General features: G+C 42.0%; 25 protein-coding genes and 3 pseudogenes. 19 read left to right on the forward strand and 9 right to left on the reverse strand.

Features of this window, described 5'->3' with window-relative positions; translation table 11 throughout:
• Window positions 1–482: 482 nt before the first annotated feature.
• A complete protein-coding gene (locus BO26_RS06215) occupies window positions 483–1,445 on the reverse strand; it encodes a methyltransferase (RefSeq protein ID WP_036769999.1) in 963 nt (320 codons plus the stop codon).
• Window positions 1,446–2,123: 678 nt separating this feature from the next.
• Between BO26_RS06215 and fdhE the strand changes: the two genes are divergently transcribed.
• The 8 genes from fdhE to fic all read left to right on the forward strand — a co-directional run bounded on the left by fdhE (window position 2,124) and on the right by fic (window position 12,414).
• Window positions 2,124–3,053 carry a formate dehydrogenase accessory protein FdhE gene (gene fdhE / locus BO26_RS06220; RefSeq protein ID WP_036770001.1) on the forward strand — a complete coding sequence of 310 codons (930 nt, stop codon included), beginning with the start codon at window positions 2,124–2,126 and terminating at the stop codon, window positions 3,051–3,053.
• Between the two features lie 21 nt (window positions 3,054–3,074).
• The gene (gene selA, locus BO26_RS06225) at window positions 3,075–4,466 is read left to right on the forward strand and encodes an L-seryl-tRNA(Sec) selenium transferase (protein WP_036770003.1); all 1,392 of its coding nucleotides are present in this window, start codon (window positions 3,075–3,077) and stop codon (window positions 4,464–4,466) included.
• Window positions 4,467–4,502: 36 nt separating this feature from the next.
• Window positions 4,503–6,362 (forward strand): selenocysteine-specific translation elongation factor, encoded by a 1,860-nt coding sequence (gene selB, locus BO26_RS06230; protein ID WP_036770004.1) that lies wholly within the window; start codon window positions 4,503–4,505, stop codon window positions 6,360–6,362.
• Between the two features lie 131 nt (window positions 6,363–6,493).
• Entirely contained in the window at window positions 6,494–8,143 is a 1,650-nt protein-coding gene (locus BO26_RS06235) for an LTA synthase family protein (protein ID WP_036770008.1), read from the forward strand.
• Between the two features lie 460 nt (window positions 8,144–8,603).
• A complete protein-coding gene (locus BO26_RS06240) occupies window positions 8,604–8,813 on the forward strand; it encodes a hypothetical protein (protein ID WP_036770010.1) in 210 nt (69 codons plus the stop codon).
• Between the two features lie 41 nt (window positions 8,814–8,854).
• Window positions 8,855–9,775 carry a PfkB family carbohydrate kinase gene (locus tag BO26_RS06245; protein ID WP_036770011.1) on the forward strand — a complete coding sequence of 307 codons (921 nt, stop codon included), beginning with the start codon at window positions 8,855–8,857 and terminating at the stop codon, window positions 9,773–9,775.
• 47 nt (window positions 9,776–9,822) lie between these two features.
• Window positions 9,823–11,040: an MFS transporter gene (locus BO26_RS06250; RefSeq protein WP_036770012.1), complete on the forward strand. Its 1,218-nt coding sequence runs from the start codon at window positions 9,823–9,825 to the stop codon at window positions 11,038–11,040.
• A 264-nt stretch (window positions 11,041–11,304) separates the two neighbouring features.
• Complete coding sequence (gene fic / locus BO26_RS06255) at window positions 11,305–12,414, forward strand: protein adenylyltransferase Fic (protein ID WP_036770015.1); 1,110 nt, start codon at window positions 11,305–11,307, stop codon at window positions 12,412–12,414.
• A 55-nt stretch (window positions 12,415–12,469) separates the two neighbouring features.
• On the opposite strand, the pseudogene BO26_RS23925 reads toward fic, so the two are convergent.
• A pseudogene (locus BO26_RS23925) lies at window positions 12,470–12,565 on the reverse strand (hypothetical protein); the annotation flags it as partial.
• Window positions 12,555–12,659: pseudogene (locus BO26_RS23060) on the reverse strand (IS481 family transposase); the annotation flags it as partial. The pseudogenes BO26_RS23925 and BO26_RS23060, both read right to left, overlap by 11 nt.
• 96 nt (window positions 12,660–12,755) lie before the next feature.
• Between BO26_RS23060 and BO26_RS06260 the strand changes: the two are divergent.
• Both BO26_RS06260 and BO26_RS06265 read left to right on the forward strand, forming a co-directional pair.
• Complete coding sequence (locus BO26_RS06260) at window positions 12,756–13,352, forward strand: LemA family protein (RefSeq protein ID WP_036770018.1); 597 nt, start codon at window positions 12,756–12,758, stop codon at window positions 13,350–13,352.
• 18 nt (window positions 13,353–13,370) lie between these two features.
• A complete protein-coding gene (locus tag BO26_RS06265) occupies window positions 13,371–14,357 on the forward strand; it encodes a TPM domain-containing protein (protein ID WP_036770019.1) in 987 nt (328 codons plus the stop codon).
• Window positions 14,358–14,559: 202 nt separating this feature from the next.
• Here the strand turns inward: BO26_RS06265 and BO26_RS06270 are convergent.
• From BO26_RS06270 to BO26_RS06280, 3 genes and pseudogenes are all read right to left on the reverse strand, one after another.
• Window positions 14,560–14,933 (reverse strand): annotated as a pseudogene (locus tag BO26_RS06270) (type II toxin-antitoxin system death-on-curing family toxin).
• The gene (locus BO26_RS06275; protein WP_036770021.1) at window positions 14,930–15,151 is read right to left on the reverse strand and encodes a type II toxin-antitoxin system Phd/YefM family antitoxin; all 222 of its coding nucleotides are present in this window, start codon (window positions 15,149–15,151) and stop codon (window positions 14,930–14,932) included. Before BO26_RS06275 ends, BO26_RS06270 begins: the two are co-directional and overlap by 4 nt.
• 372 nt (window positions 15,152–15,523) lie before the next feature.
• Window positions 15,524–16,387, reverse strand: a complete 864-nt coding sequence (locus tag BO26_RS06280) for a YicC/YloC family endoribonuclease (RefSeq protein WP_036770022.1) — start codon at window positions 16,385–16,387, stop codon at window positions 15,524–15,526.
• Between the two features lie 124 nt (window positions 16,388–16,511).
• Here BO26_RS06280 and rph point away from each other — a divergent pair, with 124 nt between their 5' ends.
• Both rph and pyrE read left to right on the forward strand, forming a co-directional pair.
• Window positions 16,512–17,225, forward strand: a complete 714-nt coding sequence (gene rph, locus BO26_RS06285) for a ribonuclease PH (RefSeq protein ID WP_036770025.1) — start codon at window positions 16,512–16,514, stop codon at window positions 17,223–17,225.
• 87 nt (window positions 17,226–17,312) lie between these two features.
• Window positions 17,313–17,954 (forward strand): orotate phosphoribosyltransferase, encoded by a 642-nt coding sequence (gene pyrE / locus BO26_RS06290; protein WP_036770027.1) that lies wholly within the window; start codon window positions 17,313–17,315, stop codon window positions 17,952–17,954.
• A gap of 59 nt (window positions 17,955–18,013) precedes the next feature.
• Here pyrE and slmA read toward each other — a convergent pair whose 3' ends face one another.
• The 3 genes from slmA to coaBC form a co-directional block, all read right to left on the reverse strand.
• Window positions 18,014–18,613: a nucleoid occlusion factor SlmA gene (gene slmA / locus BO26_RS06295; protein WP_036770030.1), complete on the reverse strand. Its 600-nt coding sequence runs from the start codon at window positions 18,611–18,613 to the stop codon at window positions 18,014–18,016.
• Window positions 18,614–18,849: 236 nt separating this feature from the next.
• Window positions 18,850–19,308, reverse strand: a complete 459-nt coding sequence (gene dut, locus BO26_RS06300) for a dUTP diphosphatase (protein ID WP_036770031.1) — start codon at window positions 19,306–19,308, stop codon at window positions 18,850–18,852.
• The gene (gene coaBC / locus BO26_RS06305; RefSeq protein ID WP_036770033.1) at window positions 19,286–20,503 is read right to left on the reverse strand and encodes a bifunctional phosphopantothenoylcysteine decarboxylase/phosphopantothenate--cysteine ligase CoaBC; all 1,218 of its coding nucleotides are present in this window, start codon (window positions 20,501–20,503) and stop codon (window positions 19,286–19,288) included. Before coaBC ends, dut begins: the two co-directional genes overlap by 23 nt.
• A 195-nt stretch (window positions 20,504–20,698) precedes the next feature.
• Here coaBC and radC point away from each other — a divergent pair, with 195 nt between their 5' ends.
• The 7 genes from radC (at window position 20,699) to BO26_RS06340 (ending at window position 26,816) form a co-directional block, all read left to right on the forward strand.
• Entirely contained in the window at window positions 20,699–21,391 is a 693-nt protein-coding gene (gene radC / locus BO26_RS06310; protein WP_036770036.1) for a RadC family protein, read from the forward strand.
• Window positions 21,392–21,631: 240 nt separating this feature from the next.
• Window positions 21,632–21,868, forward strand: coding sequence for a 50S ribosomal protein L28 (rpmB, locus tag BO26_RS06315; protein ID WP_004265123.1), 237 nt, complete (start codon window positions 21,632–21,634; stop codon window positions 21,866–21,868).
• 11 nt (window positions 21,869–21,879) lie between these two features.
• A complete protein-coding gene (rpmG, locus tag BO26_RS06320; protein WP_010847629.1) occupies window positions 21,880–22,047 on the forward strand; it encodes a 50S ribosomal protein L33 in 168 nt (55 codons plus the stop codon).
• 174 nt (window positions 22,048–22,221) lie between these two features.
• Window positions 22,222–23,343 carry a glycosyltransferase family 4 protein gene (locus BO26_RS06325; protein ID WP_036770038.1) on the forward strand — a complete coding sequence of 374 codons (1,122 nt, stop codon included), beginning with the start codon at window positions 22,222–22,224 and terminating at the stop codon, window positions 23,341–23,343.
• A 187-nt stretch (window positions 23,344–23,530) separates the two neighbouring features.
• A complete protein-coding gene (locus BO26_RS06330; RefSeq protein WP_036770041.1) occupies window positions 23,531–24,541 on the forward strand; it encodes a glycosyltransferase family 9 protein in 1,011 nt (336 codons plus the stop codon).
• Window positions 24,538–25,641, forward strand: coding sequence for a glycosyltransferase family 4 protein (locus BO26_RS06335; protein ID WP_036770042.1), 1,104 nt, complete (start codon window positions 24,538–24,540; stop codon window positions 25,639–25,641). The genes BO26_RS06330 and BO26_RS06335 overlap by 4 nt, the downstream gene beginning before the upstream one ends.
• Window positions 25,641–26,816 carry a glycosyltransferase family 4 protein gene (locus tag BO26_RS06340; protein WP_036770044.1) on the forward strand — a complete coding sequence of 392 codons (1,176 nt, stop codon included), beginning with the start codon at window positions 25,641–25,643 and terminating at the stop codon, window positions 26,814–26,816. The genes BO26_RS06335 and BO26_RS06340 overlap by 1 nt, the downstream gene beginning before the upstream one ends.
• Window positions 26,817–26,849 lie beyond the last annotated feature (33 nt).

A 26,849-nucleotide genomic window follows, 5' to 3' on the forward strand; every position in this document is an offset into this window, starting at 1 on the left:
ATGTCTTGATTAAAATATAATTATTAACTTTGATATATTTTCCTAATCAGGCTAATGAAGATTAAATGCTCCTTGGGTAATTGTTTAGTTAATCTTAATGAGGCATTTATAAAAGTAGACGATTAACCGTCAGACTGTACTAAATTTGATGAAAATAAATGATAAAGATCACAATTAATTATTTTTATGATCTTAAAAAAACACAAAATAACTTGATGTATTTATTTTTCCTTGAAATTACTAGAGTGATAGTTTATTGCAGATTTTAGTTTTATGGCAGAGATTGTGTTTAGATCAAGTAAAAGAAAATACAATCACAATTTACTTAAAATTAGATTTGTTTTTTATTGTGAATATCTCTATGGTTAGGAAATATAAAAAACATGGTGTCAGATATTCTGATACCATGTTTTATGTATATATTTCTCTTTATTGGAATATCCAGATAATTATCTGAGGAGATAATGTTTAATTACTATGATTTATTTTACCCCTAGTTTAATAAATGAAAATGATTCATCTAAATCTTGAGTATCTTGAATGATGAGTCCTGCCTGGTCAGCCAAATAATCGAACTCAGTTAAATAACGTTCTTTCCCTAAAAGTAACACATCCATGAATATATCCATAGATTTAGCTATATTAACTATAGGAGACAGGGGTTTTTTCATTATGGTTATCAATAATATCGTTGCATCATCATCCATCGCTTTCCGGCAATTCTTCAAAATTGATATTGAATCATTATCAGACCAATTATGGATGACATTCTTTAAAATATATAGATCATAACCAGATGGAACTGATTTCAGAAAATCTCCATTTATAAATTCCATATTTTCTGAAACAGGAATTTCATTATATCTGTCTAATACGGCATAATGTTTTCCTTTTACCTTTTCATTGATTTTAATCAGAAGATTTCCTTCTCCTCCGCCAAGATCTAGTATTCTGTTATGTTTGTTGAAATCATAAGTTTCAAGTAACTTTTTAGCTAATTTGTCCGAGTTTCTTGACATTAAAGAATCGAAATTTGATTTTAATGATTCATGATTACTTATATACTCGAAGAATGGCTGACCATGCGCTATTTCGAATGCTGATTTATGATCATTTTGCAGTAAGGATTCCGGGTACATTAACCAAGAATTCCAGTTATATGAACTAACTTCATGTTTTACTAATAATGATTCCAAACTGTTAGGATCTGCAAGTGCCTTGCATTCATCAGAAAGGGTAACGCCATGGTTGTTGTTAACTAATACCCCGATTTCAATTAAGAAATCACATAATCGACTAAGGCGAGAATTATCAATACCGCATTTATGGGAAAGTTCACTTATACCTACATAGATCCCATCTTTAAGATGAACAGATAATCCGGTTTTAACAAGAGCATAGATTGCTGCTGATTTTCTATATGATCTAATAAGTTCGGCTAGCATTGAATTATCCTTTATACCCGTCATCTTTCAAGTTGCTTCTTTGTTGGCTGCGCTCACTCACCCCGGTCACATAGTTATCTATGTTCCCGGGGATTCGCTCCCTTGCCGCCGCGATGCATCTTGAAATCCATAGGGTATATGATTATAAAGAAATGAGTGTTTTCTGTAGATTACAGAATGCTATTGAATATCTTGTAAAAATATTTCGACCAAAATGTGATTATTAGTTTTAATATATTTCCTCATTCAGGTGATGAAGATTATTTTCTCCTTTGACAACGGTTTAGTTAACCTGGATAGATGCACTTCTATAAGTAAATTATCAACTGGTAGACTATATTAAATTCAATAAAAAGAAATGACGGAGATCACAATTAACTATTTTAAATATTCTTGAAAGTTAAATGAAATAATATGGCGTAGTAAAATATTTTTTTGAAAAATTATTTGTGAAAAAATGAAAAATGATAAATCCTGGGGAGATACAGGTGTTTATTGAATATATTCACTACCATCCAGCACATAATTTTCAGTATTTTAACCTAAATTCGTACTGTAATTTCTATATTCTCCCTGTGGCTCAAAGCCTACTTTTGATCTATGCTGAACGCTAAAAACAGGCTTAGGATTATTATTAACCGAAAAGCCGCATAACAGATAACAGGAAGATAGAACTTAATGAGTATTCGCATCGTTCCTAAAGAGCAATTGAGTAAAGAGAGTGTCAATGAAAAAGCAGCAGATTATATCCCGCCGCTGCTTTTTGTTAATCTGAAAAACCTCTATCAACGTCGTGCTGAGCGTCTGAAACAACTGGCTGTAGATAATCCATTTGCGGACTATCTTAGTTTTATCGCAGATGTTGTGCAGGCCCAGCAAAAAGCGTTACATGACAATCCGCTGAAAATAGAGATGGCAGATATTCTGGAAAAGTCTGCCGCTGAGGGTAAACCACCCTTGGATTGTAAGATGTTCCCACGTACTGAGCACTGGCAAAAATTGCTTTACGCTCTGATAGCAGAATTACTGCCTGATGCACCGGAACATATCAGTGTAGCTTTGAATAATCTGGAAAAAGCATCGGCACAGGAACTGGAACAGATGGCTGATGCTTTACTGAAAAATGAATTTAGTAAGGTCAGCCCTGAAAAAGCACTATTTATCTGGGCGGCACTGTCCTTGTATTGGACACAAATGGCCAATCAAATCCCAGGAAAGGCGCGGGCAGAATATGGTGAACATCGCCAGTTCTGTCCTGTTTGCGGCAGTATGCCGGTTTCCAGTGTTGTGCAGATTGGAACCACCAGCGGGTTGCGTTATCTGCATTGTAGTTTGTGTGAAAGTGAATGGCATGTGGTTCGGGTGAAGTGTAGTAACTGTGAACAGACCCGCGATCTCAATTATTGGTCACTGAATAGTGAACAGGCTGCAGTGAAAGCGGAAAGCTGCGGTGATTGTGGCAGTTATCTGAAAATCCTCTATCAGGAAAAAGATCCAAAAGTTGAGGCTGTTGCTGATGATCTGGCTTCGTTAATCCTTGATGCCAAAATGGAAGAGGAGGGGTTTGCCCGCAGTAGTATCAATCCATTCCTGTTTCCGCATGAGTAACTGCTAACGGATGGAGTTGCCATGACACAAAAATTGAGTCCGTTGTATAGCCAGCTTCCAGCCATTGATCGTCTGTTGCATGAGCCACGGATAGCGTTATTCGTGGAACAATATGGACAAACGCTGGTAACGGCAACGTTAAGAAAAATGCAGGAACAGGCCAGAACAAATATCAGGCAGCATCAGACACTGCCTGATTGGTGTGATAACTGGGCGGCGGCACTTGGTCAGCAATTGGAACAAAGACAAATTTTGTCCTTAAAGCCAGTGTTTAACCTGAGTGGCACGGTACTTCATACCAACTTTGGTCGGGCATTAATGGCAGAATCGGCTATTGAAGCGGTAACACAAGTGATGCGTTCACCGGTAACGCTGGAATATTCCCTCGATGGTGCCGGGCGGGGGCACCGTGATCGTGCTTTAGCGAATTTATTGTGTGAATTAACTGGGGCAGAAGATGCCTGTGTCGTTAATAACAATGCAGCGGCTGTGTTGTTATTGTTAGCAACTGTGGCATCCGGTAAGCAGGTTGTGGTTTCCCGTGGTGAGTTGGTGGAAATTGGTGGAGCATTCCGTGTTCCTGATGTGATGGTTCAGGCGGGATGCCGGTTGATTGAAGTCGGTACTACTAATCGTACTCACTTGAAAGATTATCAACAGGCTATCAATGAAGAAACCGCTCTTCTGATGAAAGTTCATACGAGTAATTACCGCATTGAAGGTTTTACTGCGGAAGTTTCCGGTCGTGAACTGGCGAAACTGGGTGTTAAATCCCAAATTCCTACTGCTATTGATTTGGGTAGTGGTTCCATGATCGATATGGTTCAATATGGCTTGCCCGCCGAACCTATGCCTCAGGACTATCTGAATCAGGGCATCGATCTGGTCACTTTTTCTGGTGATAAATTACTGGGGGGGCCGCAGGCTGGCATTATCCTTGGTAAGAAACAGTGGATAGAAGCCATCCAGTGTCATCCACTGAAACGCGCTTTGCGGGCAGATAAAATGACTCTGGCTGCTTTGGAAGCTACATTGCGATTGTATCAATGCCCTGAACAACTTTGCTATCAGCTGCCAACGTTACGTTTGTTAACGCGTTCACAGCAAGAAATGTATGATTTGGCACAACAGTTATTACCTCAGATTCAGGCATATTACGGTGACCAGTTTATTGTTCGTGATGAGCCATGTTATTCACAGATTGGCAGTGGTTCACTGCCGGTCGATCTTTTGCCTGGTTGGGCTTTGACTTTTACTGCCATTGATGGTCAGGGCCGGACTCTGGAACAGTTGGCCCAGCACTGGCGTAGATTGGCGAAACCGGTTATTGGCCGTATTTCGGAAGGACGTTTGTGGTTGGATTTACGTTGCCTTGAAGACGGAAACGCGTTGTTGCAGGCACTATTACTTTAGTTTTCTGGAACTATCATAATTTTCTGAAACTCTCATATGATTTTTGCCACTGCAGGTCATGTTGACCATGGTAAAACGACACTGATTCAAGCGATTACCGGTGTTAATACGGCACATTTGCCGGAAGAGAAAAAGCGAGGTATGACCATTGATCTAGGTTATGCCTATTGGCCACAACCAGATGGGTCTTCGGTTGGTTTTGTTGATGTACCCGGACATGAAAAATTTCTTGCCAATATGCTGGCAGGGATCGGGGGTATCGATCATGTTTTGCTAGTGGTTGCCTGTGACGATGGCGTCATGGCGCAAACCAAAGAGCATTTGGCAATTCTGCGTTTGATTGGCTGTTCTGTAATGACAGTTGTACTCACTAAGGCCGATCGGGTGGCAGCGCCGCGGGTAGTTGAAGTGCGCCAACAGATTGAATATGAACTGACAACTCAGGGTTGGATTGATTCCCCTTTGTTTATTACAGCTACCACGGATGAAGACAGTATTGCCCTTCTGCGGCAGCATTTGTTGCAGTTACACCAACAAAACAGACCGCATGAAAAATTGAATCAGCGTTTTCGTCTGGCGATAGATCGCGCTTTCAGTGTAAAAGGCGCGGGTCTGGTGGTAACGGGAACGGCATTGGCCGGCAAGGTCAGTGTGGGGGATAGCCTTTGGCTGACTGGCTGTGATAAGTCAGTCAGGGTACGTGGTCTGCATGCTCAGAATCAACAGACAGATACGGCTCAGGCCGGGCAGCGTATTGCATTGAATATTGCCGGTGATATGAGTAAGGAACAGATTTCCCGTGGTGATTGGCTACTTTCCCAACAGCCCTTTGATAATGTGGAAAAGGTGCTGGTAGAACTAGAAGCTGATGAGCCTTTGCAAAACTGGCAATCTCTTCATATTCATCATGCTGCCAGCCATATCACTGGCCGGATTTCATTACTCAATCAGCTTTCTGATAAGCCTTTGTTGGCTGAATTGGTACTGGATAGTCCATTGTGGCTGGTTGAGAACGACCGATTGATATTGCGTGATATTAGCGCCAGAAGAACGCTGGCTGGCGTACGAGTGATAAACTTACATTCTCCTCGCCGTGGTAAGCGTCAGCCAGAGTTTTTGCATTGGCTCACTCTGCTTGCCAGAGCCTCGGATCATGCTGCTAATTTAGTACTCCATTTATCACGCGGGGCTTTTTCCCTTAACCATTTTTCCTGGGCGCGTCAGTTAACGGAAGAGACTCTCAATCAGCTAATAGCTAATATGGATGTGATGATTGCTGATGGTATGGTGTTATCACAGCGTCATGCTGAGCTGGCAGAACAGAAACTATTACAGGTTTTGGCTGAATATCATCAGCAGCATGCTGATCAACTGGGTTTGGGGAAAGCACGTTTAAAACGGATGGCTTTACCAACATTAAATGAAGCGCTGGTTTATGGTCTAATCGATGTATTGCTTGATCATGGACAATTGGAACAAGCGCGTGGTTGGTTATTTCTTCCTGAACATGGTTTGGCTTTTAGTGACGAACAGGAAAAACTGTGGCAGCGAATAGTACCCTATTTCGCAGATGATCCTTGGTGGGTACGTGATTTGGCTGCTGATTTAGAGGAAGAAGAGGTGACAATTCGCAGTTTATTGAAAAAAGCGGCGCAATTGGGACATATTACGGCTGTTGTTCATGATCGCTATTATTGTAGCCAACGAATTCAGCAATTCGCAGAACTTATCCGTAAGTTTGATCAAAATCATGGTGGGATCACTGCTGCTGATTTTCGTGATGAACTGGGTATTGGCCGTAAACTGGCTATTCAGATATTGGAATTCTTTGATCGCAGCGGTTTTACCCGTCGTCAGGCTGAGCGACATATTCTCAGGGATGATGGGCTATTTTGATGATGTTTGTATTCGACAAGTGGATAGGATCGGTAATAATGATAGTTTTGTTTCGATTGATTTAACTTGTCTGTGTTATTTTTGCCAACGGTGACTAGTATGAGCTTTCTATTAACTGGGTTTAGTACGATATGAAAAAGAAGATAATATCGAGTGTTTATCTGGGATTATTGTTTATTGCAACTTTAATACTGCTTTTTGAAAAAAGTGATGCTATTTATCCAGCATTGATAGCTCTCGGTGTATTTGGTGCGATATTTGGTTTGGTGTTCTTTGTATCGGCCAGGTTACTGTTTTCTGTTGCCTTTACCGGAACACTGTTTATTATCTTTAAGTTTCTCAATCAGATAAAAGTTCATTACTACAAAGAACAGCTAATGTTCTCTGACCTGAATTTAATGTTTGATCCTGCTAATCAGGAAACATTGCGGCATTATTGGCTGGCTGGCCTGGCAGTGATTGCTATGTTTATCTGGTTGATTTTTAATATGGTGCTCAGCTGGAAAAAGTCATCACCTTCCCGTGGTTTCAAATGGCGTATTGTCAGCCTGGTGTTGGTTGTGATTTGTGTATGGGAAGTGAGTGCTACCGCCAATGCGTTTAGAGATCAGTGGGAGTCTTCGTTACCAAAAGGGCGTGGTACAGTCACTAATATGGTGATGTCAGCTAAAGATGCCAAATATCATGCTCCTCAGTTTGGGCAATCATCCGATTATTTCCTGCAACAGGCTAAGCATGTCACGCTGCCTGTGCCGCAGTCGGAAATTAAGCCAGATGTGGTGATGTTATTGCAGGAATCAACAGTTACCCCATATATCTATCAATTACCGGATGATTCACGGTTACCTAATCTTTATATGTTCCAGCGGAATACCGGGGTTAGTGCTCAAAGCCCCATGAGAGTACAAACTTTTGGCGGTGGTACCTGGTTATCTGAATTCTCTGCTTTGACGGGTTTGAATACGGATGATTTTGGTTCACGTAAAAATGCTGTTTTTTATTTTATCGTCGATCACTTGAAATACAGTCTGTTCCGCGAGATGAAACAAAATGGCTATTACACCGTTGTTCTGACACCATTTAATAAATCCTCTTATCATTCTGGCCATGCTTACCAGACGCTGGGAGTTGACCGTATTATCCAACCGCAGGAATTAGGCTATCCCGCCAGTATTGACGAAAATCTGTGGACTATCCCTACACAGGATATGTTGAATTATGTAAAAGAAATCTTGGGACAGGAAACGGATAAGCCGCTGTTTATTTTCTCTCTGACCATGTATGAACATGGCCCGTATGATGAAGATCATGCTGATGATTACGGACTTGCTGGGCATGTGAAAAGTTCACAGGCAGCGGGTAAGTTCAGTCACTATATGGAAAAAATCAAGGCTTCTGATTCAGCAATTAAAGATTTCAGCGAGTTTGTTGCTAAACGGGAAAAGCCAACAATCTTCCTCTATTTCGGTGATCATCAACCTAATATCAACTTAGATGAGTATGATAGTGTATTTCCAAATCCGGGTTATATCACTCAGTTTACTATGCGGGATAATCTGAAACAGGGAGAACCTGTTCAGACTGATGAATTGACGGATATTTCATTCCTGGGTGGAATGATTATGGAGAGAGCTAAATTGGATGTTTCACCTTTTTATCGGGCGAATATGACGATGCGCCATCTCTGTCGAGGAGCGCTGGATGATTGTCAGGATAAAGAGTTGGTGGATAGCTATAAACACTATATTTATCAGCAACTGGCAGCTGCAGATAAAAAGTAAGTCACAAAGTAATAAGTAGTGGGTGCCATATAAATATGGCACTTGCTGTATTTTAAATGCCAGTAAACTCTCTCTAATTTTTTTGACTATTTCTTAATTACGTTTTCAATCGTTTGTTGTAACAGAATAATAGAGGATATTATCCACTCTATTATTAAATTGTTCGCATATTCAGTTAATAAAATCATTCAATGTCATTGATAGTGTCGAGAATTAAATATATTCAGTGCAGATAAATATATAAATGAAATGTCAGTCTGACTAATGGAGTTAGATTGATATCACATAATTATACAGGCCAATTCTTATTTAGCCTCAGCCAGTGTTAAAGTGTAAATATTTCTTATGTATTTTGCAGGAATTAAAGATGATTAAACCCGCATCAGATGTCATTCCAGGTTATTTCTATGGCGATGGTCAAACACTCGGTATGTCTTCTGGACTATGGGTTTTGCAATAAATGGCAACCTTTTGGCTGGATAAACTGAAAGAACTTTGTGACTTTATTGGTGCCAGAATGGACATCATGGAGTCTATTTCTTGTGCTCTGGCCATGGTGGATTTGTTGATGGTTATCCGGTTAGGTGTGCGATTTTTTTGCGCCGACCTCGGGGGAGATGCGGACGCTATCAATGCCATGGTTGGAGCCATTCGCTGCTTTCTTTATTAAGCCGGGTTATGGCTTATATTTAGCCTGAAAAGGAGAGCCTGATGGGAGAGTTACTGCCGATTACTGTGGTCGGTGCTGCTGCGGGAGATATTGTTCTCAATTTACCAAGGCTTCCTCGCAGCGGTGAAGACCAGGAAGCAAAAGAAATTGATAGGCAGATCGGCGGTTCAGGTTTTAATGTTGCGCGGGCTTTGGTCCGTCTGAAAATCCCTGTGATTAATGGTATACCGGTTGGGCATGGATATTGGGGTGAGCGGATAACTAAAGAGATGCAAGCTCTTGGACTTAAGGTCACGTTAACCAACTCATATCTTGATAATGGTTGGTGTCTGGCAATGGTCGAACCGAATGGAGAGAGAAGTTTTGTTTCCGTTAGTGGCTGTGAAGTTGACTGGAGTGCGGCAATGCTCTCCTCTATTTTTCTTCCGGAAAAGGGGTATCTCTATGCCAGTGGTTATGTCATGGCGGGCAAAACTACGGCGATTTTGCGTGACTGGTTACTGATGTCACCTCCTGGACAGACGTTGTTGCTGGATTTTGGTCCGCGTTTACCAGAGATAGATCCCGCCTTCATTGATGCATTGCCTGCTGACCGAACCATTCTGACACTGAACCGTGATGAGATTGCTATGTTGTGTGGAGAAGGCGATTTTGTCACTCAGGCCAGTTATTATTCTAGTACAAGAAAAATCACAATTATCTGTCGGTTAGGTTCACAAGGGACATGGATATGCCTGCCTGATAGCGTCCCCGAGCATGTTCCCTCCTATAAGGTGAAAGTGGTAGATACTATCGGAGCCGGTGATGCTCACAGTAGTGGCATGCTGGCTGGTTTATCACAAGGAATGTCTCTGAGGGAGGCCGTTGAGCTTGGCAATCGTGTTGCTGCTATTGTTGTTAATCGTTCTGGTGCTGCTGGTGCACCAACTATAAAAGAGCTAGAGGAGTTTGTGTTTGAATAATCACCTTCAGACATTACACCTCTTAAATTTTAAGGGATGTAGTCAAAATGAGTTCAATACTTCCAGGTTGGAAGCGAAAAACAGCTTTATTTCTATCAGCTCAAACAATTTCTCTGTTGGGGTCTTCCATTGTCCAGTTCTCTATCGTCTGGTATATCACTTTAAGCACATCATCAGGAGAAATGCTGGCTATTTCTGTACTCTGTGCATTTCTTCCACAGGTATTAATCTCTTTGTTTGCCGGTGTTTGGGCGGATACTTACAACCGTAAGTTGCTCAGCATTGCCTCTGATGCGTTAACTGCATTAGTGACTCTTGGCTTGGCGTTCTCTTTTATGCTTGGATTCAAGAGCATTGAATTACTATTTGTAGCATTGGTTTTACGTTCATTTTGTACAGGGATTCAGACTCCAGCAGTGAATGCGATCATTCCGCAACTGGTCCCGAAAGAGAAATTACTGCGGGTTAATGGTATTAATACTTCTCTGACTTCACTGATGATGTTGGCATCTCCTGCCATCGGTGGTTTTTTGTATTCTCAAACTTCGCTTGAAAATATTTTTTTAGTGGATGTGGTGACTGCCATTATTGGCATTAGTATTGTTGCATTTATTCCTATTCCTACGGTAGCTTCTGATTCCATGCCGGATAATAAATTTCAGGCAGTTTTGGCTGGTTTTCGCTATTTGCGAGAGAATAAGATAATTAGAAATCTTTTGATTTTCCTGATTTGTGATTGCTTCCTGGTTAGTCCTGCTGCGTTTTTGACACCGCTATTAGTTAACCGGACATTTGGTGAGGAATCATGGCGTTTAGCGATTAATGAAGTGACATTTAGTGCGGGAGCAGTTTTAGGCGGATTGCTGATTTCTTTTTTGAATGAATATAAAAATAAACTGCGTATAACAGCAGTAGCTTGCGCGCTTTCTGGTATATTTACGATTGCTCTTGGCTACGCGTATTGGTTCCCGCTTTATCTGGCATTAAACGTCTTTTTGGGCATGATAATGCCTTGTTTTAACGCACCGATAGTAGCAACTTTTCAGGAAAAGGTTAAACCTGAGATGATGGGGAGGGTATTTAGTTTAGTCCAAATATCTATGTCCTGTTCTTTGCCATTAGGTATGGTGTTGTTTGGTCCAGTTGCTGATTATATTAGTGTTCAATCTCTTTTAATAATATGTGGTGGGTTGATATTATTGACTGGTGCACTGTTTTTTATGTTTAACGGAGAAGGCAACAGAGAAAGTAGCAGAGTCGTTTAATCCGGCTGGTGTTGCCAAAGATATCCCATTATTCCTGTTGAATATGGTCAAGTTATGCGATAAGCACAGCGCCGTGAACCAGTGAAAATTACAGATATCGTCAGATGCTAATAAAGATATCGCCGCTTGTTGATGACACGTCGATATTATCGACATATCGTTAACATGTGTCGAAATTTACTAATTTTATCGACATAAAATCTTTACGTGTTGATGCCGTCAACATATACTCGCAACGTGTCGAAAAAAATAGGAAATATAAACATGACATGGCAGCCCGATGTTCCCTTTAATGCTATTCCCTTATTGCCGCCGACCACAAAAGTGATGGAGTCCATTGCAGTATTAAAAGCTTGTATACCCGCCAGAGCTGCGCTGGCTGAGCTTAAACAAGCAGGTGAATTGTTGCCTAATCAGGGGTTACTTATTAACTTGTTGCCACTGCTGGAAGCAAAAGACAGCTCGGAAATCGAAAATATTGTCACCACTTCGGACAAATTGTTCCAATATGCACAAGAAGACAGTTTGGCTGATCCTGTAACAAAAGAAGTACTACGCTACCGTACTGCACTTTGCGAAGGGTTCATACAATTAACTCGGCGGCCACTATGCATGAATACAGCTATTGAAGTTTGTAGCCGACTAAAAGCTACTGATATGAATATTCGCAAAGTTTCCGGTACAACGCTTAGTAGTCAGGCAACTGGTGAAATTATTTATACGCCACCAGTGGGTGAGACTCACATCCGCGATTTGCTCAGCAACTGGGAGCAGTTTCTACATGAGGAAGATGGTATTGATCCACTAATCAAAATGGCTATTGCTCACTACCAGTTTGAAGCTATTCATCCATTTACTGATGGTAATGGGCGTATTGGCCGTATCATTAATATCCTCTATCTCATTGATCGAAAGCTTTTAACGCTGCCAATTCTCTATTTAAGCCGATACATCGTACAACATAAAAGTGATTATTATCGATTGCTCACTCAAGTTACTGCTGTTGGCAAATGGGAAGAGTGGATAATTTATATGTTGGCTGCGGTAGAGCAAACTGCGAAATGGACCGCTGATAAAATCGCAGCAGTAAGGGTGCTGATTGAATACACCAGCGAGTATATAAAACAGAGCTTGCCTAAAGTTTATAGCCATGAATTGATACAGGTGATATTTGAACAACCTTATTGCCGTATTAGTAATTTGGTGGCGAATAATATCGCCAAACGGCAAACAGCTTCAGTCTATTTAAAACAGCTGTGTGATATTGGAGTATTACAAGAAATTCAGGCCGGGAAAGAAAAGCTATTTGTACATCCGAAACTGGTGCAGCTGATGACTAAAGATAGTAATGAATTGAGTCAATACACAGTTTAGGAAGCACATATAAGTAAATATTTGGCAAAGCTTGAAGTTGAGTGTCAGGTAGTAAATTTTTTTGGGGGGGGACAATTTGGCTTATCAATGGCATAGAACGTCCATCACATAACAGGCTGGCCCTCAATGCATGATATTCCCGATACGCCCATAATCTTGCAAACCTTCGATACGTTGTTGAATTCTCCGGCCAGATTCAGCAAACCTGTTTTTTATTTGATAATAGGATTGTTAGTATGAAGCATGTAGATCAAATTTATGCAGAATATTCATGAATACTAGGGTCATTATCGGCGAAAAAGCAGAGATATCTTGAAGCTTATTATGGTTAAGGATATTTAATGTTACGTTATCCATTGTTATTTATTATTGTTTTTATGCTTTCTGGCTGTGGATATAACGATATCCAATCCAGTGATGAAAAAGTTAACTCAAGTTGGGCTGAAGTACTAAATCAGTATCAACGTCGGGCTGATCTGGTACCAAATCTGGTGGCAACGGTAAAAGGTTACTCAAGCCACGAAGCGAGTGTTCTGGAAGCGGTAACTAAAGCACGAGCCAACGCTATGGCAGCGACTGCCGCGTTACAACATAAACCGGATGACTTACGAGCACTTCAGCAGTGGCAGCAATCACAACAAACGCTGACTGGCACGTTATCACGTTTGAATATCATTAGTGAGAATTACCCGGAATTGAAAGCTGATTCGTTATATCGTGATTTGATGGTTCAGCTTGAAGGTACTGAAAACCGCATTGCGGTGGCACGTGGGCGCTATGTAGTCGCTGTTCAGCAATACAACACGTTAATTCGTCAGTTTCCTGGCGTATTGATGGCGAAATTGATGGGTTACCATGCAAAGGTTAATTTTTTATCTGCGAATGAAGATGTAGTTTCTCAGGTGCCGACAGTCGACTTTGGGGTTGCATATCATTAAAAGAATTTGGTGGTTTATATGAAACATATCGTTATGTTGTTGCTGTATCTTGTGGTGGGGAGTGTATCTGCACACACTATCGAGGTACCCTTATTAACCCAACGCGTTATGGATGTATCCCAAATTCTGACGCCAGATGAACATCACCATCTCACTCGTCAACTTGAGAACTTAGAAACACAAACCCACGTACAGATGGCAGTTTTAATTTTACCGACGACGGGTAGTGACTCTATTGAGCAGTTTGCAACGCGGGTATTTGAGCAATGGAAGCTGGGAAGTAAAGAGCAGAATAATGGTGTGCTTTTTTTGATTGCATTGAATGATCATAGAATGCGTTTTGAAGTTGGCTATGGTCTTGAGGGTGAATTGACCGATATTCAAACGGGACGAATTTTGCGTAATGATGTGGGGCCAGCTTTTAAGCAGGAGGATTATTATGCGGGCATTAGTCTCGGTATTAATGCGATTACGTTGCTGTTGAATGGTCAACCAATATCGAATGAAGTGGGGGATATGGGCAGTGTGGCGGCTAATCCTGGCGATATAATCAATATTGGTTCCCTTAAGTTTGTTTTCTGGTTTTTGGGTATGATATTGCTGCCAAATTTGGTATTTCGGCGACGTACTCTGTTTGGCCGGGCATCAATGTGTGGTCTAACTATTGCCGTCTCTGCTTTATTGATGGATCTTATGGGGGCTGCTCCCGTAAGTAATTTTATGAGTTATTTCAGCATCTTTTTGATATCTACGTTTATTCTGATGATGTTTTTCGCGTTCGCTGCGGCATTTACCGGTAGACAGCTAGTCGGGATCGCTAAGATATCGAATAGTGGGTCTCGTAATAGCAGAAGAAAAAGAAGAAGAAAGTCTGATGGTGTTAGTGTAAGCAGCAGTTCTGGTAGTGATTTCTACGACGGTGGTAGTTCAAGCAGTAGTTCTGGTAATGATTTTAGCGGTGGTGGTGGTTCCAGTGGAGGTGGGGGAGCATCTGACCGTTGGTAGAGTCAAGGCTATGCTATTAAAAAAGCTCGCGATTATACGAGCTTTCTGGTTTTCTGTAATTTGTGACGAATCTTTTCATTGAGTATCAGGCTTAAACCCGCATGAATACTGGTCTTGTGTTATTCAGTATTTTCTAGAGGGACACCCTTGTGTACCCATCTGAACGAGGTGTTCCTTACATTCTCAAAAAAATGGGCCGTTATCATGGATTACAGCTTGGGTGAGAATAGTCCACCAGTTTGCGTAGGTGCTGCGCCAACTGGTCAACGGTTTTCTCACCCGTAGCTGCATCTACCGTTAAATTTTCCAACGTATTGTCGTTATCACGGATTTTGATACCGTTGCGGTAGAGAAAAGTCATGGTAACAAAAAAAGCAGTGCGTTTATTACCATCATTGAAGATATGACCGCGAGCAATAGCAACCCAGTAGGTGGCTGCAAGTTCAAAAATGTCTGTTATGCCTTCGTAGTGTGTTCGGTTTTGCACTCGATAGATGAGTGTCCAGCAACGCCGGGAAGCCGCTGCAATATACGGTCATGAAAAGCGATAATTTCCTGTCCGCTGACCCATATCATCGGTTTGTCAGAGCTTCTACCGTATGCCCATGACGCTGCATAATCGAGTCGAACTCTGCATCCAGTTTGGCATTCTGGTATGCCTCGAATTCTGTTTTACTGATAACGACTGCTGAGCTGCCGTCTCGACGAGTAATTTCAACTGGTTCGCCGTGGGTAGCAGCATCCAACACTTCTGAAATATTGGCTCGCGCTTGGGTTGAGGTGTATGTACGCATAATATATCTCCAAAGATGTACATAAATTGTACATCTTTTGGGTGTTTATTCAACAGCAGGGATCTCAGTACGGATTATCTTTAAGTGCGGCTTTTTATATCTTCATACAACGCCACCAATTGCACGCTAAGCTACGCAGATATCTAGATGGGGTCTTTGGATCACGCCATCACAAGTATCTTCCCATTCTAATTTTGATGTTCCTGACTTTGGTATCGCCATCTGATTTATTGACGAGCTTGTCATACCATCTAAGGTGTACCCACTAATCATGCGCTACTGTGATTCGTTCTGCAATGCTTTGATAGTAAAAAAGCCAGATATAACAATATATATCTGGCTTTATGGTTTTCTCTGAAGTGCTAAGAAACCCTATTCAATATTTTGAATTTGTTCCCTCATCTGCTCAATCAGCACCTTTAATTCGATAGCGGAATTAGTGATATCGGCATTGATGGATTTGGAGGCAAGCGTGTTAGATTCGCGGTTGAATTCCTGCATCATAAAATCCAGACGGCGGCCAACGGCCTCTTTTTTCTTCAGGATGTTGCGAGTTTCTTTGACGTGAGCGTCCAGGCGATCCAATTCTTCTGCTACATCAAGGCGTTGAGCAAGCAGCACTAACTCCTGTTCAAGACGATTATTTTCAAGCTGTACCTGGGCTTCTTCCAGTTTGGTATGCAGGCGTTCCCGTTGCCATTGCATAATTTCAGGCATCTGCTGGCGAATTTTGCGGACTTCTTCGGTAACAGCATCCAGACGTTGTTCAATCATCGTCTTAAGTGCGGTGCCTTCGGTTTCACGGCTTTGAATAAAAGCATCCAGTGTTGTGTCCAATTCTTTCAACAATTGGGTACTGATAGCATCCAGATCTTGCTCTTCCGCTGCCATAACACCTGGCCAGCGCAGAATATCAACGGGATTAATTTCACCTTCATTACTCTGTTGCTTGATCCAATTTGCTGCATTCACCAATTGTTTTGCCAGGGTTTCATTTAAGATGAGTTCTCCCTGAGCGCGTGAGTCCAGTTCAAAACGTAGGTTGCACTCAACTTTTCCGCGAGTCAGGCGGGAACGAATACGCTCACGGATCACCGGTTCTAAACTTCTGAATTGTTCTGGCAGGCGGATATAAGTCTCTAAATAACGCTGATTAACGGAGCGCAGTTCCCAAGCTGCATTTCCCCATTCACTTTTGATATCTCGCCGTGCGAAAGCAGTCATACTACGAATCATGATTCGTTCCCATTTAAACAAAAGATTGGGGATTATAACGCTCGTCGTAGATGTAGGATAGGCATTAGACCCGTTAGGCCGTATAATGCGCCCCCAATAATGATTTAACAACGGAGATAACACCATGCGCCCAGCAGGAAGAGCGGCAGAGCAAGTGCGTCCTATCACTATAACTCGTCATTACACTAAACACGCGGAAGGCTCGGTTCTGGTGGAGTTTGGGGATACCAAGGTGTTATGTAATGCATCCGTTGAAGAGGGTGTTCCCCGTTTCTTGAAAGGTCAAGGACAAGGTTGGATTACGGCTGAGTATGGTATGTTACCGCGCTCTACCCATAGCCGGAATGCTCGTGAAGCCGCGAGAGGCAAACAAGGCGGGCGTACCATGGAAATCCAGCGTCTGATTGCCCGTTCACTGCGTGCTGCGGTTGATCTGAAAAAATTGGGTGAATATACCATTACTCTGGATTGTGATGTCATTCAGGCTGATGGCGGTACCCGTACTGCTTCTATTACTGGTGCTTGTGTAGCGCTAGTTGATGCGCTGAATAAAATGGTTGACGCGGGCAAATTGAAAGAGAATCCGCTGAAATCAATGGTTGCTGCGGTTTCTGTTGGTATTGTGGATAACGAAGGTCGTTGTGATTTGGAATATGTGGAAGATTCAGCGGCTGAAACTGATATGAATGTTGTGATGATGGAAGATGGTCGGATGATTGAAGTGCAAGGCACAGCAGAAGGCGAGCCATTCAGTCATGATGAATTGTTGTCCTTATTATCCCTTGCTAAAGGGGGACTAGAGACCATTTTTGCAGCGCAGAGAACCGCGTTAAAATAGTTCAGTTGCTCGGGGCGACGTAATAGTCGCCTTTTTTGTGCCTGTTATATGGCGATAATCAGAACTAAGTAGAGAGGAGAGACACCAATGAAAGCCTATCAGCGCGAATTTATCGAGCTTGCGCTAAAAAAACAGGTATTAAAGTTTGGGGAATTTACCCTGAAATCAGGACGAAAAAGCCCGTATTTCTTTAATGCCGGGTTGTTTAATACTGGGCGTGATTTGGCGTTAATCGGGCGTTTTTATGCGGCAGCATTATTGGATAGTGGTATTCAATGTGATTTGTTATTCGGACCTGCTTACAAAGGTATCCCAATCGCAACAACAACGGCGGTTGCACTGGCAGAGCACTATGATATTGATATGCCATATTGTTTTAACCGCAAGGAAGTGAAAAATCATGGTGAAGGTGGAGTTTTAGTCGGTAGTCCACTTAAAGGCAATGTCATACTGGTTGATGATGTTATTACGGCAGGTACTGCTATCCGTGAATCTATGGAGATTATTAAGCAGCATAGTGCGACTCTTGCTGGTGTGATGATTTGTCTTGATCGTCAGGAACGTGGGAATGGTGAAATTTCGGCAATTCAGGAAGTTGAAAGAGATTACAACTGTAAAGTGTCTTCTATTATTACCTTGAATGATTTGATTAATTATTTAGGTGGTCAGCCAGAAATGAAACAGCATTTGGATGCAGTGGAAGCATATCGTGAGCAGTATGGTGTTTGACAGTCAGCTTTAAAAAAAAGCCCTCGCCCAATAACGGGCGGGGTGAGTAGTAGAATAAATCATTGTAACTGAGCCCGTAATAATGGCCAGCGCGCTTCAAACTCCTGTGTTGGACGATAGTGGAATTCTGAGCGGACAAAGCGTGATAGCATACCTTCACAAAATGCCAGTAATTGGGCGGCTAACAGCGACTCATCATAACTGAAACCTTGCCCATCACGTAATTTTTTCTCTTTCAAAACTTGACGGAGCTGTACTTCAATTCGTTCAAACAACTGATTTATACGCTCTTGCAGTCGGTTTTGTTCAAACATTAGAGCATGGCCTGTCATGATACGAGTCAGCCCCGGGTTTTTTTCTGAGAAACCTAGAATCAACGCTAATATCAGGCGAATACGAGCAATGGTATCTTTTTCGTCTTGCAGAATTAGGTTAATCCGTGAAATTAATGAGTCTTCAATAAACTCAATCAGACTGTCAAACATCCGGGTTTTACTGGGAAAATGCCGGTAGAGCGCGGCTTCGGAAACACCCACATTGGCGGCCAGTTTAGCGGTAGTTATCCGATGGCTACCATCACTGGACTGTAACATATGCGCTAAAGCCTGCAAGATTTCCTCGCGCCTGTTTTTCTTCTTCGTATTTTCGTTTTCTGCCATGTTGGATAGGACTCCCTGCTAAGAGCAGCAAAACAAATCAACAACCCTTTGCTCAATGATATTTGAGCAAAGGATATGATAATGGATGAACGGTATTATACCCTTCATCCTTCAAATTGCTGCTTTGTTGGCTGCTTTCACTTACCCCAGTCACATAGTTATCTATGTGACTGGGGATGCGTTCATTTGCCGCCGCGCTGCAAATTGAAATCTATGGGTATAGGTTTTACAGAGAGTTATTGGCGACCGGAATGGCCAAAACCACCGCAGCCTCTTTCACTGGCTGCAAAATCTTCTACCAAATTGAATTCAGCCTGAACGACAGGCACGAAAACCATTTGAGCGATACGTTCGCCCGGTTCGACAGTAAAAGCTTTATCACCACGGTTCCAGACCGAAACCATAAGTTGGCCTTGATAATCGGAATCAATCAAGCCAACCAGATTACCCAAAACGACGCCATGCTTATGCCCAAGGCCCGAACGAGGCAGAATAACGGCCGCCAGTTGTTCATCGCCAATATGAATGGCAAGGCCGGTCGGAAGAAGTTCAGTCTGTCCAGGTACCAGTTCTACTGCTTTATCAAGGCAAGCCCGCAAATCTAAACCGGCGGAACCTGGGGTGGCGTAAGTTGGCAGAGGAAATTCCTTCCCGATACGTGGGTCAAGGATTTTAACGTCGATTTTTTTCATCATAGCGTCTGACTATCTCGTCTAATAAATGGTGGCTGAGTAATAATTTATTACTATGGGGTAAGCGGACGCCCCCCTCATGCCAGAACAAATGTAATGCATTAGTATCGCTGTTAAAGCCGTGGCCAGTAAGGGATACATCATTCGCACAAATCAGATCCAAATGTTTTTGGTTCAGTTTTTTTCGTGCGTATTCTTCCACATTCTGGGTTTCAGCTGCAAATCCAACAACAAAAGGACGGTTTTTGGGCATTGCCGCTACATTAGCAACAATATCCGGGTTTTTGATCAGGGTGAAAGTGATCTCATCACCCTGTTTTTTAATTTTTTCAGCGGCAATTTGTTTAGCGCGGTAATCTGCAACGGCGGCACAACCAATAAAAATGTTCTGTGAACTGGCTACTATCAGTGCTTGTTCATTCATTTCTAAGGCACTGGTTACGTCTATTCGCTTAACACCCGGTGGTGTCGGTAAATTAACCGGGCCTGTAATAAGGGTAACTTCTGCGCCACGTGTTGCAGCTGCTTGGGCAATAGCAAATCCCATTTTGCCGGAGCTATGATTGCTGATAAAGCGGACTGGATCCAGTGCTTCACGAGTTGGTCCGGCGGTAATAGCAAGTTTTAGCTGGGCTAAATCTTGGTTTGCTTGAAAATGTTGTTCGGCCAGTTCGACAATCGCCATTGGGTCCAGCATTCTACCAGGGCCAACGTCACCACAAGCCTGGCTGCCACTGTCTGGGCCCCACAGGAGCCCCCCCCGTTCTTCAAGAATCTTGAGATTATGTTGTGTTGCTTGAGCACGAAACATTTGCTGATTCATCGCAGGAACTACCGCAATGGGGGCAGTGGTAGCCAGACAAACAGTTGTCAACAGATCATTAGCCATACCCGCCACCAAGCGAGCGAGTAAATCCGCAGTAGCAGGGGCAAGGATAATGAGATCCGCCCATTTGCCAAGTTCAATGTGCCCCATAGCGGCTTCTGCTGCTGGGTCTAATAGATCATCGGAAACGGGGTAACTGGAAACTGCCTGCAATGTCAGTGGGGTAATAAATGCTTCTGCTGCCGGCGTCATCACTACACGGACCTGCGCACCGCGATCACGCAAACGGCGTATTAACTCGGGAGTTTTGTAAGCGGCGATCCCTCCGCTGATACCGAGCACAATCTGTTTGCCGGAAAGTCCTGCCATCATGATTGTCCGAATATAAGTTGAAAGGGTTTTGGATTTTATCACAAGAGATTGCAGAGTTGAGGATAGTCTGAGTTTTGATAGTAAAAAAGAATAAGTTTGCGAGCGGCTACGCAGCTCTTGAAGATGACATTCGCTCCTATTTTTGAGACATGGAATACTGTTTATATCAGATGAACAAAGCTGGGAGATGAATATATGGCAGTTGATGTGGCTGAAAATACAGAAGAAATATATTCGAATTTAGCTCCCAGAGAAAAATTGCTGGCCTATGGCTCGGTTTCTCTGACAGATGCTGAGTTACTGGCTATTTTTCTGCGTACCGGAACTCGAGGTCTTCCTGTTTTACGGATGGCTGAATTTCTGCTGAAAGAGTTTGGGTCTTTATACCATTTACTCTCTGCTGATTATGACACTTTTTGTTCTCATAAAGGTATGGGATTAGCTAAATACGCGCAACTGCAAGCTATTGCAGAACTGGCAAAGCGTTTTTTCTCCAGCCAGTTCATACATGAAGATATTATGAGTAGCCCAAGTGTAACCCGAGAATATTTGCAGAACTTGTTATCAGGGCGTGACAGGGAAATATTTGTTGTGTTGTTTCTCAATAATCAAAACAAAGTTATCTGCCATGAGGAGATGTTTAAAGGCACAATCAATAAAGTTGAAGTTCATCCTCGTGAAATTGTCAGATCGGCGATAAAGGTGAATGCTTCATCCATTATCTTGGCACATAATCATCCATCAGGTCATGCAGAGCCAAGCTTGGCAGATAAGATTGTCACGGATAAAGTCATTGATGCCTGTAATCTGGTTGGTATACAGGTGCTGGATCATCTTGTTATTGGTCGACAATGTTGTGTCTCATTTGCTGAGAGGGGATGGATTTAGTCTAACTTTTTCAAGATCCTTGCGGATCTTTAGTTGTGCGGGACTTGAGCGTCAGCGATTGAGGGCGTATACTACGCCACCTTTGAGGATCTTTGGTTTGGCGAGAAGAGCCTATCTCAGCACATTTTCTGAGTAAACGTGAGTCTTTTCAGTAGAATATGCTGAGATGGGCTCCTAAGCCTGACGAGGCGGCCATACCCAATACAAAGCTCGAGCTGATTTGATTTTTGGAGAATAGACATGTCCCGAGTCTGCCAAGTTACTGGCAAACGCCCAATGAGTGGTAACAACCGCTCTCACGCATTAAATGCGACTAAGCGTCGTTTTCTGCCTAACCTGCATTCCCACCGTTTCTGGGTTGAGTCCGAGAAGCGCTTTGTAACTCTGCGTGTATCTGCTAAAGGTATGCGTGTGATTGATAAGAAGGGTATCGATGCAGTTCTGGCTGAGCTTCGTACCCGCGGTGAGAAGTACTAAGGAGCTGAAAAATGGCTAAAGGTATTCGCGATAAAATCAAGCTGGTTTCTTCAGCTGGTACTGGTCACTTCTATACCACTACGAAGAACAAGCGCACCATGCCTGAGAAGCTGGAAATGAAAAAATTTGATCCAGTTGTTCGTCAGCATGTCATGTACAAAGAAGCTAAGATTAAATAATTTTGGTTGATTTGATAAAAACCCGGCTTAGGCCGGGTTTTTTGTTGTTTGAAGAATTTTAAAACAGATATTCTCTCCTTTTTCTCAGCATTTCATATATATCCTGTTATTCGTAGACGTAAGATGTTGTTTCGCTATACTAACGCCTTCCGGCAGGCTGGATATAGAACAGAAATGACTAAAGAAAAACTCAATATTTTACATACGGAATCTTCTTGCGGTTGGGGAGGTCAGGAAATTCGTATTCTGACAGAATCCCAAGGGATGATAAAACGTGGACATAAGGTGGTTATTGTCTGTTGTCCTAATTCTAATATCTACCGCGAAGCAAAATCTTATGGTGTTCCAGTTGTCGCTTTGCCTATTGAGAAAAAACGTTTATTTTGCTTTCTTGCTATGCGTAATTGGTTAAAGAAAGAAGGCCGTCAGTTTGACATTATTAATACACATAGTTCGACAGATTCATGGTTGGTTGCTGTGGCTTGTGCAACGTTAAGGCATATGCCGCCAATGGTTAGAACCAGGCATGTTTCTACCAATGTATCCAATTCAATAACAACCCGTTGGTTGTATCTCAAAGCGTGCCGGCATATTGCGACTACAGGTGAAAAACTACGTCAACATTTGCATGTCAGTAATCGTTATCCATTACAGCATATGACATCAGTGCCTACCGGAATCAATCTAGATCGTTTCCGACCGGAAGATAAGAAAGTTTGCCGTCAGCGGATTGGTATAAAGGATAAACCGACATTAGGTGTTGTTGCGACCATGAGGACTTGGAAAGGGCATCGCTATCTGTTAGAAAGCTGGAAAGTTCTGCACCAGAAATATCCTGACTGGCAGCTTTTGTTTGTTGGTGATGGTCCACAACGTAAATCACTGGAACCTTTAGTGAAGCAAGAAGGTTTATCAGATAGTGTCATTTTTTTAGGTAATCGTCAGGATGTTCCTGATTGTTTGAATGCGATGGATTTATTTGCATTACCTTCTTTTGGTAATGAAGGTGTGCCACAAGGAATTATGCAAGCAATGGCGTGTGGGATACCGGTTGTATCGACCTCCGTTGGTGCAATTACTGAAGCAGTAATTGACAGTGAAACCGGTTATATTGTGGAACCCAGAAATGCAGAGCTATTGACAGAAAGTTTAGAGTTGTTGATTCGTAATAATGAACTGCGTTTGCAATTCAGTCATTCTTCATTAGAGCGAGCCGTTGCTTTATTTGGAATGGATAATATGTTGGATAAAATGGAAAAGATCTTTTTTCACAGCATTAAAGGGAAGAATTGTTAACATAATTTAATGATTTTTTAGGCGTTATTCTTTGGTTTATAGTTTTGAATGACGCTTAACTGATTGATATTAATTTATTTTTAAATCTATTGTTAATTTAATTTACCCTATCTCTATCAAGAGCATATAACATAGATTTTTGTGTATTTTGTTGAATTTTATAGCAGATTAATCAGATAATTGTCTTATGCAAATCGAAAATATTCTGGTCATTGTTATAGCACGTTTCGGTGACACTTTACTGGTGACGCCGGTTATTCGTGCGTTAAAACAGAAATGGCCTGGTGTGAATATTGATGTTATGGCGCATAAAAGAACTAAGCAGATCTTGGAAAACATAAGTGATATCAATAAATTAATTGCTTTTTCGAAAAGTAAGGCAAAATGGTGTCGCTGGTTTATCCGTAGACATTATGATATAGCTTTAGTATATGGCGACGACAAACCTTTATTGCAATATGCGAAGCGTAAATCACGCTTAACAGTTTCATTTTCAGATAAGTTTTCATTGCAACCTGATTGGCTGGAGGTAAAAAAGCCAGAGCAGTTAATGCCAGCTCAGCAGGAACGAGCCATGCTTGCCAAGGCAATAGGAGTTGAAGTGAGTAACTGGCAGTTAAATTACTGTGTCAGTAAAGAGGAATTGTGTTTTGCCAACAATTTTATGCAACAGCAGCATTTGGATAATGTATTGTTGATTGGTTTTCAGTTACAAAGTTTCCCGGCAAAAGCCTATCGTGACTGGCCAGTTGAACATTTTTATAAATTGGCTCAATACATTTATAACCATTATCCACATTCGCATATTGTGTTATTAGGCAGTACTGACGGTGAAATTGCTGCACAATCACTGGCAGAAAGACTAGGTATTGAAAAATGTACTTCACTGGCTGGTAAACTGACTATGCGGCAGAATGCAGCAGTGATGAGTAAACTTAATTTGTACATTGGTGTTGATACAGGGCCGACACATTTAGCTGGTGCGTTAGGTATTCCAATGGTTGCTATGTATCACAGTTTTCATCCTGGCCGCTTTTTAGCGCCTCAACAGCACCCACATCTAGAGGTTATTGAGCATCCGGTTGACTATATGCAAGCTACACGTGAAGACTTGATGTCTGTTATATCTGTTGAGCAAGTCTGGCAGGCAACTCAAAAGTTACTAGAAACTCAGTCATTAGGGATAACAGCAAGATGAAAATAGGTTTAGTTGATGTCACTGTGACGATGTCTTACGGTGGTATTCAGACGGCAGTTTGGGAGCTAGCGAAAGCGCTGACTGATGTAGGCCATGAAATTCATATTTTTGGTGGGGAGGGTGATGTTCAGCCAGATCTCGGTGATAGAGCTATACATATCCATACTTTTCCATTCACTCCTAGAGAAAAGGTGATTAATATTGGCCGACGTTTTCAGCGTATTGTTGAACGTTATTCATTTGCCCGCCATGCCCGCCATGCTGTCATTGCTGAAGATTTTGACTGGATTATTCTAACTAAGCCGTTTGATTTTTTTTGGCCACGAATGATGCCAAAAGAGAGTCGTACTAAGTTTTGCTATATGAGTGGTGGAACCAGCTTCTTCAAGGGGGACAGGAGGCTGAGTAAGAAAATTTCAGCTTGGGTGGCATGTAGCCATTTTAATGCCTGGCAGATTCAGCACCATTTTAAACAATTTCCGCAGGTTATTTACAACGGTGTTGATACTAATAAGTTCAAGCTGATTGACTCTTCTGTCAGAACGCGTCTTGGGATCAGTGATAAAACATTTTTGCTAACTTTTGCTGGGCGTCTGGTTGGCTGGAAAGGTATGCATGTGGCCATTGATGCAATGTCTCAGCTACAGGGTAAAGATGTTAAGTTGTTGATTATCGGTGCGGGTGAAGATTTGCAACGTTTGAAGAAACGGGTTGCAGCACTGAGACTGGAAGAACAAGTGATCTTCCATCCGCCAGTAGGGCATGATCAATTGCCTGAATATTATTCTGCTGGTGACGCGGGGATTTTTCCTAGTGTTGGTGATGAAGCGTTTGGGATCACGATTGCGGAAGCGATGGCGTGTGGCAGACCTGTTATTGCCAGTTATATCGGAGGCATACCTGAAGTTGTCGGTAATGAAAATAATTCAGGTATTTTGGTCACACCAGGGGATGCTTCAGCCATTGTCGATGCGGTTAATGTTTTATTGTCTCAGCCAGACAGAGGGCAAAAAATGGGAAGGAAGGCTCGTCAGCGGATTGAAATAATGTATACCTGGGAGCATTCAGCAAATCGTTTACTAAAAGCAATAGATAAATAATGAAGATTGCCTATATCGACCCCTATCCGGTTCCTGATTATCGGGTGGCATCATTACAAATCCTACAGAATGTTGACGCATTTGCCCGTCAGGGTGCTGATGTGTATCTGGTTACACCAGAGGGTACAAATACTGCTGAGGAGATACTTGGGCGCACATTACCATCATCAGCTAAACTGATGCCTTTACGCGATATCCGGCGTAAGTGGTACTTTCCGCTCAATACGCAAAAGATGTTCTATTTTCAAGTTTCCTGTTGGTTGAAAAAGAACAATGTAGATGCGGTTTTTACCCGTAATTTGAAAATGGCAAAATATCTATTATGTGAACATCCAGAAGTTCCTTTATTTTTCGAAAGTCATGAAATTTTTGCTCAGTCATTTAAAGAATCACATGATTTGAGTAAAAATAAAAATCAGTGTAAATATCAGAAACTGAAAGAAACCGAGCGCTTTGTTTATAGTCAGTCCAGGGTTATTTTTGTGCTGACGTCGTTACTGAGTGATGATATTATCAGTGAATATAATGTCAGCACACCAATTGTTGTTGCACCGGATGGTGTAGATATGTTGGCTGTGGGGTCGATATCATCAGATAAACGAGTATCAACTGACCATGCATTACCAACCCAGCTCCTTTATCTGGGAAGCTTGCATCGTTGGAAGGGGGTTCCAACGGCGATTGAAGCGATGGTTTATCTTGAAAATGCAGTGCTGAATATTGCGGGTGGTGAGCCAGAACAAATTCAACAATTACAGCGGATTGCTCAGCAGCTTGGTGTTTGTAACAGAGTTAATTTTTGGGGATTCATTCAACCTCAATTACGTTTTCAGATGATTGCAGATAATGATATTTGCCTGTTGCCATTAACTAAGACTAGTATTGGCAGTCGTTATACCTCACCACTAAAATTATTCGAGTATATGGCGATGGGTAAACCTGTGGTTATTTCTGACTTTCCTTCTATTCGTGATGTGGTTGATGAAAATGCAGTTAGTTTTGCTGACAGTGAGAATGCGGAAAGTTTTGCTCAGCAGATTCGGTTATTGAGAGCTAATCCGGAAAAGATTAAAGCACAGACCAGTTATGCAAAAATGTTAGTAACAGGACACTTTAATTGGGATCAGCGAGCCAAGCTTATTATGCAGACAATATCAAAGGATATTTCTGCATAATAATCGGTGTTATGGTAGTTATATGAAGTCACT

Origin of the sequence: Photorhabdus australis DSM 17609 (assembly GCF_000711895.1) — a bacterium.
Lineage (GTDB): Bacteria > Pseudomonadota > Gammaproteobacteria > Enterobacterales > Enterobacteriaceae > Photorhabdus > Photorhabdus australis.